Source organism: Micromonospora sp. NPDC005171, from assembly GCF_040608575.1.
Classification (GTDB): Bacteria; Actinomycetota; Actinomycetes; order Mycobacteriales; family Micromonosporaceae; genus Micromonospora.
This window is the reverse complement of sequence record NZ_JBEXIM010000015.1, coordinates 104,466-118,103: the sequence shown is the minus strand read 5'-3', so window position 1 is coordinate 118,103 and position 13,638 is coordinate 104,466. Positions and strand designations below refer to the sequence as shown.

Sequence of the window (13,638 nt, the reverse complement as noted above, 5' to 3'; positions counted from 1 at the left end):
CCACCTCCGCTCGCGGCCAGTATCGCGGGCCCGGACGCCCTCGCGCCGCGATACCGCTGAGCCTGTCCCGGTCGGTACGCTGGCGACGACCGGGGAGGGGAGCGTCGCCGATGGGCGAACCAGAGCAGCCGAGCACCGCCCGCATGATCGACTTCTGGCTCGGCGGGCAGCATCACTTTCCGGTGGACGTGGCCGCCGCGACCGCGTTCGAGCAGGCGTACGGGCCGTGCGCGCCGGTGTTCCGGGAGTTGCGGGCGTTCCTGGGCCGGGCGGTGCGGGCCATGGCCGGGCAGGGCGTGGACGGGTTCCTGGTGTTCGGCGCCGGGGTGCCGACGATGGGCAACGTGCACGAGGTCGTCCCCGACGCGACGGTGCTCTACACCGACGTCGACCCGGTCACCATCCGGTTGGGACAGAGCATCCTCGCCGGCAGCGACCGGGCCGGCTACGGCTTCGGCGACGCGACCGACATCGGCACTGTCGACCCGGCGCAGCTGCACCGCTTCGTGCCGGGGTGGGGTCGGCGGCCGGTCGGCGTGGTCTTCCTGGGGTTGGCCGCGTTCCTCGACGACGCCACGCTGACCCGCACCCTCGACGAGTTGTACGCTGCCGCCGCGCCGGGCAGCCTGCTCGCTGTGGACTTCGACACCGAGGAGTTGGCAGGTCATCCGCAGGCGCTGGCCATGATGGGCCCGCAGTTCCGGATGCGTCCACCGGCGGCGTTCGCGCCCCTGCTGGGTCGGTGGGCGCCGACAGCGGACGGGATCGTCCCGGTCGCCGAGTGGCGGCCGGACGGCCCGCCGGCGCGGGTGCCCGACGCGTTCCACGGTGTGCTCGCGACCCGCGCGGCGGACTGACCGCGCCGATCGTCCGTCCGGGGGCGTCCGTATGATGCTTGCCCTATAGCAAGCTTCTGGGGAGGACGACGATGGTAGACGCGCCGGACGTGGTGTCGCGCGCGTTGCGCGAGGCCCCGCCCGATCAGTTGGCGGAGGCCGCGGACCGGGCGATCCGGTCGGCGATGGGCGCGCTGCGCACCGACGTCTTCGTCGCCGACTACCGGATCAGCGGCCTCTGGCCGGTGCTGGACCCGGACCTGCCGGCGGGCGGCTTCCTGGCCTGCCACACCATGGCGCAGCGCTGTTTCAGCAGTCAGCAACCGGTACGCGACGGCGAGGGCGCGTGCCGGCTCTACCTGCCGTTGACGGTGTGGGGGGAGCGGCTCGGCGTGCTGCTGATCGAGTTCCCGACCGTACCGAATGCGGCGGTCACCGGGCGGGCGACGGACATCGCCGGCGCACTGGCGGTAGCGATGCGCGCGGCGGACCGGGAGACCGACCGTTACCGGCGGGCCCGCCGTCGGGAACGACTGACGATGGCCGCCGAGATGCAGTGGGACCTGCTGCCCGGCCGCGGTGTGGCACACCACGCGTTCGAGTTGGCCGGTCAGCTCGAACCGGCGTACACAGTGGGTGGCGACCACTTCGACTGGTCGCTCGACGGCGACCGTCTCACAGTGACGGTGCTCAACGGCGAGGGCAGCGGACTGGCCGCGTCCCTGTTGACCGCCGTCACGGTCAACGCGATGCGCAACGCGCGCCGCTCCGGCGGGGGCTTGGTGGAACAGGCCGAGCTGGCCTCGGACACGGTCTTCTACCAGCACCGGGGCGCCCGGTACGTGGCCACCCTGCTGCTCGAGGTGGACACTCACGTCGGCCGGGTGCGGGCGGTCGACGCGGGCTCCCCCCATCTGTTGCGGATGCGCGGGTCCACGGTCGAGCCGATGAAGCTGGATCAGCAGTTGCCGCTGGGCATGTTCGCCGAGACCCGCTACGAGCTCCAGGAGGTGCAACTCGCCCCCGGTGACCGGCTCTTCGTGGTCAGCGACGGGGTGTGGGCCGCCGAGCCGCCGGGTCAGGAGCCGTACGGGCAGCGGATGATGGCTCGGTCCCTGCGCGCCACGCGGCTGCAGCCGCCGGCTGAGGCGGTTGGTACGGTGATGCGCGAACTGCACGCCTATCACGCGGATTCCGATCTGCGCGACGACGCCGTCGTGGTCTGCCTGGACTGGCATGGTCCAGGCGAACGGAGCACGGGGTGAGGTTCGCCGCCGCGTTGCCGGGCGGGCACCAGCGCGACGACGGCAGGGGACATCAGGTGGAGCGACCTGCAGATCTCGCCGCGGCGATCGACGCGGCCGCCGGGACGTTGATCGCCGTGCTGGAATCGGCCGCGTCGCGGCACCAGGTGCCGCCCACCCAGCTGAGGGTGCTCACGCTGATCAGCGGTCGACCGGAGACCAACGTCAACGGGTTGGCGGAGCTGCTGGACGTGGTGCCCTCGTCGGCGAGCCGGCTCTGCGACCGGCTGGAGGCAACCGGGCTGCTGCGCCGGGTGGCCGATCCCCGCGATCGGCGTGAGGTGCGGTTGGTGCCGACCGCCGCGGCGCTGACCCTGTTGGGGGAGTTGGCCGAGCGGCGGCAGCGCGCGGTGCAGGCGGTGCTGGACCGGATGCCGGCGCGTATGCAGCACGAGCTGTTGCTGGCGCTGGTCGGGTTCGCTCGGGCGGCGACCTCGGTGCCCGAGCAGCAGACCGATCCCGCCGCGCAGACGGCCTGAGGGTCGTCCCCTCTTCCACTAGTATCCTAGGACGCTTTAGGCGTGGTGATCCACGCCACAGTGCGGCAGAGCCGCACCGACAGCCCGGCGGCGGCACCCGGCCAGCGAGAGGAAGCCCGATATAGTGGCAGCGCACCTACCCGGCCCGCGATCATCGAGATCGCGGGCCGCATCAGGGGAAGGGGCCCCGCCCGGGGCCGCAGGGGAGAGCCGGCGCTGGTCGGCCCGACAGCGCGTACGACCCTCAGCCGCGCCCGGCGTCGGCCGGGGGCCCGCGTGCCGTGGAGGAGGATCGGTGTCGCGTCGGCCGGCTCGGGCAGAGCAACCGCGGGACACCGGTGACGAGGCTCCCGGCAACCAGGTGCTCACCCTGCCCAACCTGATCAGCTTCGGGCGGCTGCTGGGTGTGCCGCTCTTCCTCTACCTGTTCCTGGTGGCGCGGGCCGACGTGGCGGCGGTCGTGGTGCTGGCCATCGGCGGCACCACCGACTGGGTCGACGGCTGGATCGCCCGCCGCCTGCATCAGGTGAGCCGCCTGGGCGAGTTGCTCGACCCGCTCGCCGACCGGCTCTACATCCTCGCCACCCTGGTCGCCTTCACCGCGCGGGAGGTGGTGCCGTGGCAGTTCACCGCGGCGCTGCTGGCCCGTGAGGCGCTCCTGCTCGCCTCGCTGGCGGTGCTGCGGCGCTACGGCTACGGGCCGCCGCCGGTGCACTACGTGGGCAAGACCGCCACGTTCCTGCTGCTCGCGGCGTTCCCGGTGCTGCTGTTGGCAAGCGCGGCGACCGACGTGGCGACGGCGGCGAGCGCCATCGGTTGGGCGTTGGCCTGGTGGGGGCTGGTCCTCTACTGGGTGGCCGGCGGGATGTACGTCGTGCAGGCGGCCCGGCTGGTGCGCGCGGCGCGCGGCCCGGGAGCGGTGGCGTGAGCGCCCCGCGGCTGGGAAAACCCGGCCAGGACCGGGTGTACGCGCCGGACTTCCTCACCGAGCTGTTTCGCAACCCGCTGGATCCGGGGTACGCGGACGCGGCTGCCGCCCGTCGGCGTTCGGCGGAGTCCGCTCCGGCGCACGGGTGGCGGGCCGTGCCGGCGCGGTCGGTGAGCCTGGTCGTGGTGGTGATGCTCGGTTTCCTGTTCGCTGTCGCGTACCGGCAGACGATGGCGGACGAGCCGGGTCGCAGTCAGGCCCGCTCGGGTCTGGTGGCGCAGATCAAGGAGCGGGAGAGCCAGACCGATCGGTTGTCTACCCGGGCGGACCAGCTGCGCGAGGAGGTCAGTCGGCAGCGGGACGCGGCGTTGAGCGGGTCGGCCGCCGCCCGGCTGCGCAACCTGGAGGCGAGCACCGGGCTGGGTCGGGTGCGTGGTGATGGTGTGGTGGTGCGGTTGGCGGACGCGCCGGACAACGCGGACGCGGTGACCGGTGCCGGCGCTGGGCCGCCGCGGGTGCTCTACAGCGACCTGCAGGGGGTGGCGAACGCGTTGTGGAGTGCGGGCGCGGAGGCGATCGCCATCAACGGGCAGCGGTTGACGTCGACGTCGACGATCCGGTCGGCGGGTGAGGCGATGCTTGTGGATTTCCGGCCGGTGACCGGGCCGTACGAGGTGTCGGCGATTGGGCCGGGTTCGATGCGGCGCAAGTTCGAGGACAGCCGCAACGCGGCGCTGATGCGGGAGGTCGCGCAGAAGACCGGGTTGTCGTTCGGTGTGCGGGAGTCGGACGACCTCACGTTGCCGGCGGCGCCGGAGCCGCAGCTACGCTACGCCAAGCCGTCGGTCAGTCCGAGCCCTTCCGCGTCGGGTGTCCGGTCCGGCAGTCCCGGGTCGTCCGGTCCGGCGACGACTGTTAGCCCCTCCGGAGGTGGCCGATGATCGCGGTGCTGGCGTTGCTCGCCGGTGTGGTGCTGGGCGTGTGGCTTGATCCCACGGTGCCGGCGGCGTTGCAGCCGTACCTGCCGATCGCGGTGGTGGCCGCGTTGGACGCGGTGTTCGGTGGGGTGCGGGCCCGGTTGGACCGCATCTTCGACGACAAGCAATTCGTGGTGTCGTTCATCTCGAACGTGCTGGTCGCTGGTCTGATCGTGTATCTGGGTGACCAGTTGGGGGTGGGCGGGCAGTTGTCCACCGGTGTGGTGGTTGTGCTGGGTGTGCGTATCTTCGGCAACGTGGCGGCGATCCGTCGGCACCTGTTCCGGGCGTAGGTTGGGTTGCGATGAGTGACGAGCAGACCGACACGGGGACCGGGTGGCCGCAGCCGGCGGGTCCGGTGCGGCCGGGTGGGCCGGCGGGTGAGCCGGATCCGCGGCCGGATGCGCCGGATCCGGACGAGTTGAGTCCGTTGGCGCCGGAGGCGCCCGCGCAGCCGCGGCCGTCGGATGATGATGAGCCTGCGGCGGAGCCGGGTGTGGAGCCGGTCGACGACGGTGCGACGGTGGACCTGAACGTGGTGTCGCGGTCGGGGGAGCCGGTGGCGAGCTCGGACGGGTTGGCCGAGCCGGTGGGGGAGTCGGCGGCGCCGGTGGCGGCTGGTCGGTCCCGGTTGAGTACGGCCGGGGTGATGATCGCGGCGCTGTTGGCGTTGCTGGGTTTCACGTTGGTCGTGCAGTTGAAGACGACGTCGACGGACCCGACGTTGGGGGCGACGCGGCAGGAGGACCTGGTGCGGATCCTGTCGGATCTGGATGCGCGGGAGAATCGTCTGCAGCAGGACATCCGGGCCCTGGAGGACAGTCAGCGGCAGTTGCAATCGGGTGAGCAGGGTCGGCAGGCGGCGTTGGATGAGGCGACGCGGCGGGCGGACGAGTTGGGCATCCTGGCGGGGACGTTGCCGGCGGTGGGGCCGGGGTTGACCGTGCAGTTCGACGCTGGGGTCAAGCCGATCTCGGCGAACCGGGTGTTGGACGCGGTGCAGGAGCTGCGTGGTGCGGGCGCGGAGGCGATGCAGATCTCCGGTGGGGATCGGGCGACCGTGCGGATCATCGCGTCGACGTACTTCCTGGATGGTGACAACGGGTCGTTGGTGGTGGAGGGGCGTCGGTTGACGGGTCCGTACACGATCACGGTGATCGGTGATCCGGCGACGATGCGTACGGCGTTGAACATTCCTGGTGGGGTGGTGGCGTCGGTCCGGGGTGGCGGCGGTAACGTGACGTTTGGGGAGCGTGAGGTTGCCGAGGTTTCGGCGCTGCACGTGCCGATCAAGTTGGAACACGCCCGTCCGGTCTCCTGACCGGCGCGGCCGCGCCGGACCCGGGTGGTCCGGGGCACCGATGGTGAAGGACGCGTCTGGTGATTCCCGAGGATCTGCGATACACCGCCGAGCATGAGTGGGTGGCGGGTGACGGCACGGCTTCGGTCCGGGTCGGCATCACCCACTTCGCGCAGGACGCGCTCGGTGACATCGTGTACGTGCAGTTGCCCGAGGCGGGTGCGGTGGTCGCGGCCGGTGACTCGTTGGGTGAGATCGAGTCGACCAAGAGTGTGTCGGAGATCTACGCGCCGGTGGCCGGTACGGTGGCGGCGCGTAACGACGCGTTGGGTGACACGCCTGAGCTGATCAACACTGATCCGTACGGTGAGGGTTGGTTGGTGGAGATCACGCCGAATGATCCGACTGCCACGGACGGGTTGCTGACGGCGGCCGCTTATCAGAAGATCACCGAAGGCTGAGTGTGCTTGATCCGGTGCGTGGGATGTCTGCGCGCGTCCGGTTGCCCTGCATTTCGGCGCTGGCTAGGCTCGCCCAGTCGACCGAGAACCCAATAGTTGAGCGTTGCGGAATTGCCTTCCCGGGCACGGGGAGCCAGCCGCCGGGTGTTCAAGTGCCCGGCGGCCAGACCCGCCATTACCCGACGCCGACCGAACAGATCCGTGAGGTGGTCCCATGACGCGGCCAGACGACGAGTTCCCCCCACTCGACGTCACTTCGACGCTCAATCTCGGTTCGCTCGACGAAGTGCTGGAGGGGCCGGATACCGATGTGGTGCCGAGCCGGATGTCCGGTTCGTTGCCGCCGGGTATGGCGCTGCTGGTGGTTCGTCGAGGCCCGAATGCGGGTGCCCGGTTCTTGTTGGACCACGATGTGACGACCAGTGGCCGGCACCCGGACAGTGACATTTTCCTGGATGACGTGACGGTGTCGCGTCGGCACGCGGAGTTCCACCGGGATGGTGGGACGTTCACGGTGCGGGACGTGGGCAGCCTGAATGGCACGTACGTCAATCGTGAGCGGGTTGAGGCGGCCACGTTGAGCAATGGTGACGAGGTCCAGATCGGTAAGTTCCGGGTGGTGTTCATCGCCGGTCCGCGCCCGGAGGAGGAGGCCGGCCGGGGGTGAACGAGCCTGCGGCCTCCACGTCACCCGGGGCGGCTCGGTCTGAGCCGCTGATGAGCATCGGTGAGGTGCTTGGGCAGTTGCGGGTGGATTTTCCGGACACCACGATTTCGAAGTTGCGGTTTCTTGAGGCTGAGGGTTTGGTCGAGCCGCAGCGGACGGCGGCGGGTTACCGGAAGTACAGCTGGGACGATGTGGCGCGGTTGCGGTTCGTGTTGACCGCGCAGCGGGACAAGTACCTGCCGTTGCGGGTGATCCGGGAGCAGTTGGCCCAGTGGGATTCGTCCGGTGAGCAGCCGGGGCGGTCGCGGCCGGCGTTGGTGGCGGTTGGTCCTGATGGTGCGGTGCCGGGTCGTGAGTTGGCGGAGCCGGCCGAGTCGTCGCAGGTGCGGCTCGGCCGGGCGGATCTGGTGGCGCGCAGTGGGATCGACGAGTCGACGTTGGTGGAGTTGGAGCGGCTCGGTGTGCTGGTGTCGGATCCGCCGGGGTGGTATGACGCGGATGCCCTGATCATCGCGTCGGCGGTGGCGGGGTTGGCGGCGTACGGGTTGGAGCCGCGGCACCTGCGGGGTTATCGGACGGCGGCGGACCGGGAGGTCGGTTTGTTCGCGCAGTTGGTGGCGCCGTTGGCGCGGCAGAGTGATCCGGCGGCGCGGGCGCGGGCGGCGGAGACGGCGCGTGAGTTGGTGGCGTTGTCGGAGCAGTTGCACGCGGCGTTGGTGCGGGTGGGTTTGCGGTCGACGTTGGGTCGGTGAGGGGCCCGGTGGGTGGTGGCTGAGCGGAAAGATCTCTTCCGGGAAGCGTGCCGTAGGCTTGCCGGGGTAACCCCTTTTCGGCGCGGGCGTGGTGCTGTAGCGCATGGGACGGCCGTGTTGCGGTCCGTGTACCGTGCAGGGAAGGGCGCGGTGCGGCGTAGGTGACAACGACACGGAGGCGGCGGTGCGCGAGCTGAGCGTGGTCGGAGTTCGGGTGGAGCTGCCCAGCAACCAGCCGATCGTCCTGCTCAGGGAGGTCGAGGGGGACCGCTATCTGCCGATCTGGATCGGCGCGGTCGAGGCGACGGCTATCGCTTATGAGCAGCAGGGGGTCAAGCCGGCCCGGCCGTTGACCCATGATCTTCTGCGGGATGTGTTGGCGGCGTTGAAGGCGCCCTTGCAGGCGGTGGAGATCACCGAGCTGAAGGAGAACGTCTTCTACGCGGATCTGTTGATCGGCGATGGGGTGCGGGTGTCGGCGCGGCCGAGCGATTCGATCGCGTTGGCGTTGCGGGTTGGTGCGCCGATTCGTTGTGCGGAGCAGGTCCTCAGCGAGGCGGGGATCGTTATCCCTGATGAGCAGGAGGACGAGGTGGAGAAGTTCCGCGAGTTCCTGGAGCAGGTGCGTCCGGAGGATTTCGCGGGCTGAGGTGTGCCCGGGCTCGGTTGGTGATCTTTCTCGGTGGCTGCGCGGCGTGTCGCGTCGGTTCCTCCGTGGTAACCCCTGACGGTGGCGATAGGGTTTCCGTGTCGAGGGGTGCGCGTCCCGGAAACGATGCGTCGCCACACTGACGGGGAGGTTGTCCGGATGCACGAGCCGCGGGATTCCGATCCGGGTGCAGAGTTCGACGAGCCGGGTGCCTCGTCGCCAGGTGTGGCGGCTGAGGGTGACGGTTCGGTTGGCTACCGGGGTGTGACGGCCTGCCACGCGGTGGGCATCAGTTACCGGCAGTTGGATTACTGGGCGCGGACGACGCTTGTGGTGCCGAGCGTTCGTGATGCCTCGGGTTCGGGGACGCAGCGGTTGTATTCGTTCCGGGACCTGGTGGTGTTGAAGGTCGTGAAGCGGTTGTTGGATGCGGGGGTGTCCCTGCAGAACATCCGTAAGGCGATCGAGGCGTTGCGGTCGCGTGGTGTGGAGGATCTGGCGGGGATCACGCTGATCTCTGATGGGACGACGGTGTACGAGTGCCGGTCTCCGGAGGAGGTGGTCGACCTGTTGCAGGGTGGCCAGGGGGTCTTCGGCATCGCGATCGGTGGGGCTTTCAAGGAGATCCAGGGGTCGTTGTCGCATCTGCCTGCGGAGCCGGCGACGAGCGGTCCGGTGGAGTCGGCGGCGGCGTCGGGGTCGGATCCGGTGGGTGACGAGTTGGCGGCGCGGCGAGCGCGGCGGCGGGCCGGCTGACCGTTCCGGCTTTTGGGTTTTTTCCGGTTGGTTTTGTCGCGACGGTCGGTGACGGTTTCAGGGGCTCTTCGGCCGATATGGTCCATTGTGTATACCCTGGGTGTCGTTTTGGTGGCCCCTTGTGGATATACCTGGCAGTAGTGGTGACGCAGCGTGGTGTCGTTTTGTCGGGAATCCGATAGGGGGGCGCTGACCGGAGCCGGTTGACACGCTATGGTCCCTCACGGTTCTGGACCCTCACCCCTGGAAGGAACGACCGTGACGGTTACGGAAGAGACCGCTCCCGCCTCGCACTACGACCGCATTGGCGGTGCCAGTTCGGTCAAGGCGGCGGTTGAGCTGTTCTACGACAAGGTGCTCGCGGACCCGGAGTTGGCCGGGTACTTCGCTGGCGTGGACATGACGGGTCAGCGGCGGCATCTGGCGTTGATGTTGACCGTCGTGCTGGGTGGCCCGAACGACTACACGGGTCGCGGGTTGGCCGAGGCGCACCAGCCGTTGAACATCACGGTGGGGCACTACGCGAAGGTGGGCGAGCACCTGACGGTGACGCTTTCCGAGTTGGGGGTGCCTGCGGACACCCTCGCTCACGTGCAGACAGTGCTGGGGCAGGTGCAGGACCAGGTGGTGGCTGCCGGGAACAGGTCAGGCGCCTGAGCGTGGACGCGGCTCGCCTCAAGCAGAGCTGGTCGGTGGTCGCCGGTCACGGTGACCAGGTGCCGCTCTACTTCTATTCGACGTTGTTCCTCGCTCATCCCGAGACGCGGCAGATGTTCCCCACGAACATGGCCGGTCAGCGGGACCGCCTCGTGACCGCGTTGGGTCACATCGTGTCCAATGTGGACCAGGTGGATCGGCTGGTGGGTTTCCTGCAGGATCTCGGTGCGGACCACCGCAAGTTCGCGGTCCGCGCGGAGCACTACCCGGCGGTCGGTGAGGCGCTGGTGGCGACGTTGCAGCATTTCCTCGCCGAGCAGTGGACCGACGAGTTGGCTGCGGACTGGACGGCCGCGTACGGGTTGGTCGCCCAGGTGATGACCGAGGCCGCGCAGGCCGCTGAGGCGGTCAATCCGCCGTGGTGGGTGGCGGAGATCGTGGCGCACGAGCGGCGGGCGTTCGACGTGGCGGTGTTGACGGTGCGTCCGCAGTACCTGTTGCCGTTCACCCCGGGTCAGTCGATCGGGGTGTCGCACCCGTCGGTGCGGTCGTGGCGGTACTACTCGCCGGCGAACGCGCCGCGGGCGGACGGCACGCTGGAGTTGCATGTGCGGGCCGCGCCGGGTGGCGCGGTGTCGTCGCGACTGGTGTACGGGACGGCGGTGGGCGATCGGATCCACCTGGCGGCGCCTGTGGGGGACCGGCTCGGGTTGTGGTCGGCCGGTTCCAGTGACCTGTTGCTGTTGGTCGCGGGCACCGGCTGGGCGCCCATGAAGGCGTTGGTGGAGCAGGTGGCCGCGGAGGGTTCCCGCCGGCGGGTGGACCTCTACGTGGGGGCGCGTTCCCGTAGCGAGTTCTACGACAGCGACGCGATCGACAAGTTGGCGTCGTCGTATCCGTGGTTGACGGTGACGTACGTGGTGGGTGCCGACGTGCACCGGCCGGGTGAGTTCGTGCAGGCGGTGGACCGGGCGTTGGCCGACGGTGACTGGCGTTCCCGGCACGTGTTCGTGTGTGGGTCGGACGAGATGGTGTCGCACGCGGTGCGGACGTTGGTGCAGGCGGGTTACCACGCGGGTCAGGTGCACCACGAGGGTCTGGGTGCGCAGTGGTACGGCCCGGCGTGGCGGACGGCCGTGCCGCAGCCGGCTGCGGGTGACGCTTCGGGAGGTGGGCACAGGTGATCGCGAGGAGTGAGCTTGCGAGCCCCGCAGTCACGAACGAAGGGCGGGTCAGGTGAGCGCGAGGGGTGAGCTTGCGGGCGCCGCAGTCGCGAACGGAGGTCTGCACAGGTGAGCGCGACGCCGATCAGTCGGTATGACGGGGTACAGGTTTCCGGCGGTGTGCAGGTGCGGATGACCGCCGATCGGGTCCGGCGGTGGGAGTTCGGCGCGGCGTCGTTCGCCAGGCGTGGTTACGACAACGCTGACGTGGACCGGTTCCGGGTACAGGTCGCTGATGAGTTGGACCTGTTGGCGACGCAGATCGCGACGTTGCGGGCGGAGAACGAGCGGCTGACCGACCGGGTGGAGTTGCACCGGCACGGGGTGATTCCGAGTACGGGGGCGGCGGCGAAGGCTCCGGCGGCGCGGGAGGTGAATCTGCTGTCGGCGGCGCAGCGGGAGGCCGAGCAGATCATCGCGCAGGCGCATGACTACGCGCGTCGGGTCGCCGAGTACGCCCGAGTGCAGTACGAGAGTTACCTGCAGGCGGCCGAGGCGGAGGCGAAGCAGGAGGCGGAGCGGGCGGTGGCGGAGTACCGCAGCGCGGCGGGGCCGAGCTTCGACGACACGGTGGCGACCCGGGAGGCGTTGCGGATCTTCGGGGAGATGATGGTGTCGCACATGCAGGCGGCGGCGCGGCATCTCGATGACGGCAGTGAGCAGTTGGCACGCACGATGGATCGGATCGCGGCGGAGACGCCGGGAGCGCCGTTCGTGGGTGGTGTGCTGGGGCAGTCGGCGTTGCCGCGGCACCAGCACCGCTGAAGCGTCGCGGAGTGGGGTCGGCGGACGTGCCCGGACCCCACTCGGCGCGGGGCGGGGTGGGGCGGGTGGCATAGTCGGAGGGGTCAGGCGGGCTGACCTGTGGGCCCGCCCCTGCGAGAGGCGCCGTCGTGTCGGTTTCACCGTCCCCGCCCGGTGGGTCACCGGACCCGTTGGCCGCGTTGGAGGCGTCGACGTGGGCGCTGGCGGCCGCGGTCGGCACCATGAGTGATGCCCTGTCGGCCCCACTCGCCGATGTCCTCGCGGCGTCGCCGCACCGCAGCGCGGTGCTGGAGGCCGCTGGTCTGCTCTCCTGGGACGGCGCGACGCCTGTCGCGCACCCGTCGCTGGTGGCTGCCGACGGGCCGACCGGGCGCAGCGCCGTGCAGGCGCGGTTGAGTTCGCTGCGGCAGGCGGTCGCCGCGGCGGCGCAGGAGCCTTCCGGGTCGGGCGGGGCCGGCTGGGCGCAGGTGGACGACTCGGTGTTGTTGCATCAGGGGCGGGCGTCGGCGGCGACCGGTCGGGCGTTGGCGACCCGGGTGGTACCCGAGTTGGCGGGGCTGGCGCAGCGCCTGGACTCGGCGGATGCCAGGGTGCTGGACGTGGGCACCGGTGTGGCGGCGTTGGCCGTCGCGTTGGCTCGCGCGTTGCCCCGGGCGTCGGTGGTGGGCATCGACGTGTTGCAACGGGCGTTGGACCTGGCTGGTGGGGAGTTGGCCGAGGCGCGCGATGTGGCGGATCGGATCAGTCTGCGCCGTCAGGACGTCGCGGACGTGACGGAGCCGGGCGGGTACGACCTGGTCTGGCTGCCGGCGCCGTTTCTTCCCCAGCAGACGTTGGCGCTCGCGCTGCCCCGGTTGGTGCAGGCGCTGCGGCCCGGTGGTTGGCTGGTGGCGGGCACCAACCCGCCGGCCGGGGATCCGTTGCGGGCGGCCGTCGACAGGTGGAACGCCGTGCGCAACGGCGGCAACGCGTTCGACGCGGACCGGATGGCGGAGGTGCTGGCGGGGGCCGGGTTGGGTGATGTCCGCCGTTTTCCGACCGTCCCCGGCGGGCCGGTGCTGGTCGCCGCGCACCGCCCGGAGGGCTGACGCCACACCGCCTGTCGGGCGGGTCGCCAGCTGAACCGTCGTTCGAGGTGGAAGCGCGCCCCCGGCGACGGGTCGGTCAGGTGGCGGCGGCGCGGACGGCGTCGGCGATCGGGGTGGGCCCGTCGACGAGTTCCACTGTCGCGCCGGCGGTGCGCGGTTCGTCGAGCAGGGCGGCGAGGACGTGGGCGACGTCGGTGCGGCTGATCGCGCCCTGACCGGCGTGCGGGGTGAGGGTGACCCGCCCGGTGGGTGGGTCGTCGGTGAGTCGGCCGGGTCGCAGCACCGTCCAGGCCAGGTCCCGGCCGCGCAGGTCGTCCTCGGCGGCGCGTTTGGCGCGCAGGTACGCCGCCCACACGTCGTCGCCGCCGGGGGCGGGCGGGTTGTCCACGCCCATGGAGGAGACGAGCAGGTAGCGTCGCACGCCGGCGCGGGTGGCGGCGTCGGCGAGCAACGCGGCGGCGGCCCGGTCGACGCTGTCCTTGCGGGCGGCGCCGCTGCCGGGGCCGGCGCCCGCGGCGAAGATCACCGCGTCGGCGTCGTGCAGGTGGTCGGCCAGCTGCGCGACCTCGGTGTGTTCCAGGTCGCAGACGACGGCTGTGGCGCCGGCGGCGCGTAGCGTCGCGGTCTGCTCGGGGTTGCGGATGAGGCCGACGGCGGTGTCGCCGCGCTCGACGAGGTGACGTTGCAGCAGCAGGGCGATCTTGCCGTGGCCTCCGGCGATGACGACGCGCATGCGCCCAACCTACCGGCGGCGCCGGCTTGACCTTGACCTTCGGGTAACCCTGAGCCTGGTGGG

17 protein-coding genes are annotated in these 13,638 nt (G+C 70.6%); 16 read left to right on the top strand and 1 reads right to left on the bottom strand.

The window, feature by feature from the left end; translation table 11 throughout:
• The first annotated feature begins 110 nt into the window (after positions 1-110).
• The 16 genes from ABZU74_RS19760 to ABZU74_RS19685 all read left to right on the top strand — a co-directional run bounded on the left by ABZU74_RS19760 (position 111) and on the right by ABZU74_RS19685 (position 12,842).
• Positions 111-857: an SAM-dependent methyltransferase gene (locus tag ABZU74_RS19760; protein ID WP_355425669.1), complete on the top strand. Its 747-nt coding sequence runs from the start codon at positions 111-113 to the stop codon at positions 855-857.
• A 71-nt stretch (positions 858-928) separates the two neighbouring features.
• Positions 929-2,101 carry a PP2C family protein-serine/threonine phosphatase gene (locus tag ABZU74_RS19755; protein ID WP_355425666.1) on the top strand — a complete coding sequence of 391 codons (1,173 nt, stop codon included), beginning with the start codon at positions 929-931 and terminating at the stop codon, positions 2,099-2,101.
• A gap of 56 nt (positions 2,102-2,157) precedes the next feature.
• Positions 2,158-2,619, top strand: a complete 462-nt coding sequence (locus ABZU74_RS19750) for a MarR family transcriptional regulator (RefSeq protein WP_355425727.1) — start codon at positions 2,158-2,160, stop codon at positions 2,617-2,619.
• Positions 2,620-2,914: 295 nt separating this feature from the next.
• Entirely contained in the window at positions 2,915-3,547 is a 633-nt protein-coding gene (locus ABZU74_RS19745) for a CDP-alcohol phosphatidyltransferase family protein (protein ID WP_355425663.1), read from the top strand.
• A complete protein-coding gene (locus tag ABZU74_RS19740; RefSeq protein WP_355425660.1) occupies positions 3,544-4,488 on the top strand; it encodes a DUF881 domain-containing protein in 945 nt (314 codons plus the stop codon). The genes ABZU74_RS19745 and ABZU74_RS19740 overlap by 4 nt, the downstream gene beginning before the upstream one ends.
• Positions 4,485-4,817, top strand: a complete 333-nt coding sequence (locus tag ABZU74_RS19735; protein ID WP_030327710.1) for a small basic family protein — start codon at positions 4,485-4,487, stop codon at positions 4,815-4,817. Before ABZU74_RS19740 ends, ABZU74_RS19735 begins: the two co-directional genes overlap by 4 nt.
• 11 nt (positions 4,818-4,828) lie before the next feature.
• On the top strand, positions 4,829-5,845 hold the full coding sequence (locus ABZU74_RS19730) for a DUF881 domain-containing protein (protein WP_355425657.1): 1,017 nt from the start codon (positions 4,829-4,831) through the stop codon (positions 5,843-5,845).
• Between the two features lie 59 nt (positions 5,846-5,904).
• Positions 5,905-6,285 (top strand): glycine cleavage system protein GcvH, encoded by a 381-nt coding sequence (gene gcvH, locus ABZU74_RS19725; RefSeq protein WP_196926700.1) that lies wholly within the window; start codon positions 5,905-5,907, stop codon positions 6,283-6,285.
• Between the two features lie 214 nt (positions 6,286-6,499).
• Complete coding sequence (locus ABZU74_RS19720) at positions 6,500-6,952, top strand: FHA domain-containing protein (RefSeq protein WP_007071101.1); 453 nt, start codon at positions 6,500-6,502, stop codon at positions 6,950-6,952.
• A 50-nt stretch (positions 6,953-7,002) separates the two neighbouring features.
• On the top strand, positions 7,003-7,704 hold the full coding sequence (locus tag ABZU74_RS19715; RefSeq protein WP_181518541.1) for a MerR family transcriptional regulator: 702 nt from the start codon (positions 7,003-7,005) through the stop codon (positions 7,702-7,704).
• Positions 7,705-7,888: 184 nt separating this feature from the next.
• Positions 7,889-8,353 (top strand): bifunctional nuclease family protein, encoded by a 465-nt coding sequence (locus tag ABZU74_RS19710; protein WP_030327706.1) that lies wholly within the window; start codon positions 7,889-7,891, stop codon positions 8,351-8,353.
• A gap of 159 nt (positions 8,354-8,512) precedes the next feature.
• Positions 8,513-9,109: a MerR family transcriptional regulator gene (locus ABZU74_RS19705; protein ID WP_355425653.1), complete on the top strand. Its 597-nt coding sequence runs from the start codon at positions 8,513-8,515 to the stop codon at positions 9,107-9,109.
• Between the two features lie 258 nt (positions 9,110-9,367).
• The gene (locus ABZU74_RS19700; RefSeq protein WP_355425650.1) at positions 9,368-9,766 is read left to right on the top strand and encodes a group 1 truncated hemoglobin; all 399 of its coding nucleotides are present in this window, start codon (positions 9,368-9,370) and stop codon (positions 9,764-9,766) included.
• Positions 9,767-9,768: 2 nt separating this feature from the next.
• Complete coding sequence (locus ABZU74_RS19695) at positions 9,769-10,950, top strand: globin domain-containing protein (protein WP_355425647.1); 1,182 nt, start codon at positions 9,769-9,771, stop codon at positions 10,948-10,950.
• A 108-nt stretch (positions 10,951-11,058) separates the two neighbouring features.
• The gene (locus tag ABZU74_RS19690; protein WP_355425645.1) at positions 11,059-11,754 is read left to right on the top strand and encodes a cell division protein DivIVA; all 696 of its coding nucleotides are present in this window, start codon (positions 11,059-11,061) and stop codon (positions 11,752-11,754) included.
• 128 nt (positions 11,755-11,882) lie between these two features.
• A complete protein-coding gene (locus tag ABZU74_RS19685) occupies positions 11,883-12,842 on the top strand; it encodes a class I SAM-dependent methyltransferase (RefSeq protein WP_355425642.1) in 960 nt (319 codons plus the stop codon).
• Between the two features lie 76 nt (positions 12,843-12,918).
• On the opposite strand, the gene ABZU74_RS19680 is transcribed toward ABZU74_RS19685, so the two are convergent.
• Positions 12,919-13,575, bottom strand: coding sequence for an NAD(P)H-binding protein (locus ABZU74_RS19680; RefSeq protein ID WP_355425640.1), 657 nt, complete (start codon positions 13,573-13,575; stop codon positions 12,919-12,921).
• Positions 13,576-13,638: the final 63 nt, after the last annotated feature.

Excerpts from the sequence above, each read along its gene's own strand:
- ABZU74_RS19760 (WP_355425669.1), top strand. The coding sequence starts at position 111 with ATGGGCGAACCAGAGCAGCCGAGCACCGCCCGCATGATCGACTTCTGG.
- ABZU74_RS19755 (WP_355425666.1), top strand. The coding sequence starts at position 929 with ATGGTAGACGCGCCGGACGTGGTGTCGCGCGCGTTGCGCGAGGCCCCG.
- ABZU74_RS19735 (WP_030327710.1), top strand. The coding sequence starts at position 4,485 with ATGATCGCGGTGCTGGCGTTGCTCGCCGGTGTGGTGCTGGGCGTGTGG.
- ABZU74_RS19730 (WP_355425657.1), top strand. The coding sequence starts at position 4,829 with ATGAGTGACGAGCAGACCGACACGGGGACCGGGTGGCCGCAGCCGGCG.
- ABZU74_RS19720 (WP_007071101.1), top strand. The coding sequence starts at position 6,500 with ATGACGCGGCCAGACGACGAGTTCCCCCCACTCGACGTCACTTCGACG.
- ABZU74_RS19715 (WP_181518541.1), top strand. The coding sequence starts at position 7,003 with ATGAGCATCGGTGAGGTGCTTGGGCAGTTGCGGGTGGATTTTCCGGAC.
- ABZU74_RS19705 (WP_355425653.1), top strand. The coding sequence starts at position 8,513 with ATGCACGAGCCGCGGGATTCCGATCCGGGTGCAGAGTTCGACGAGCCG.
- ABZU74_RS19680 (WP_355425640.1), bottom strand. The coding sequence starts at position 13,575 with ATGCGCGTCGTCATCGCCGGAGGCCACGGCAAGATCGCCCTGCTGCTG.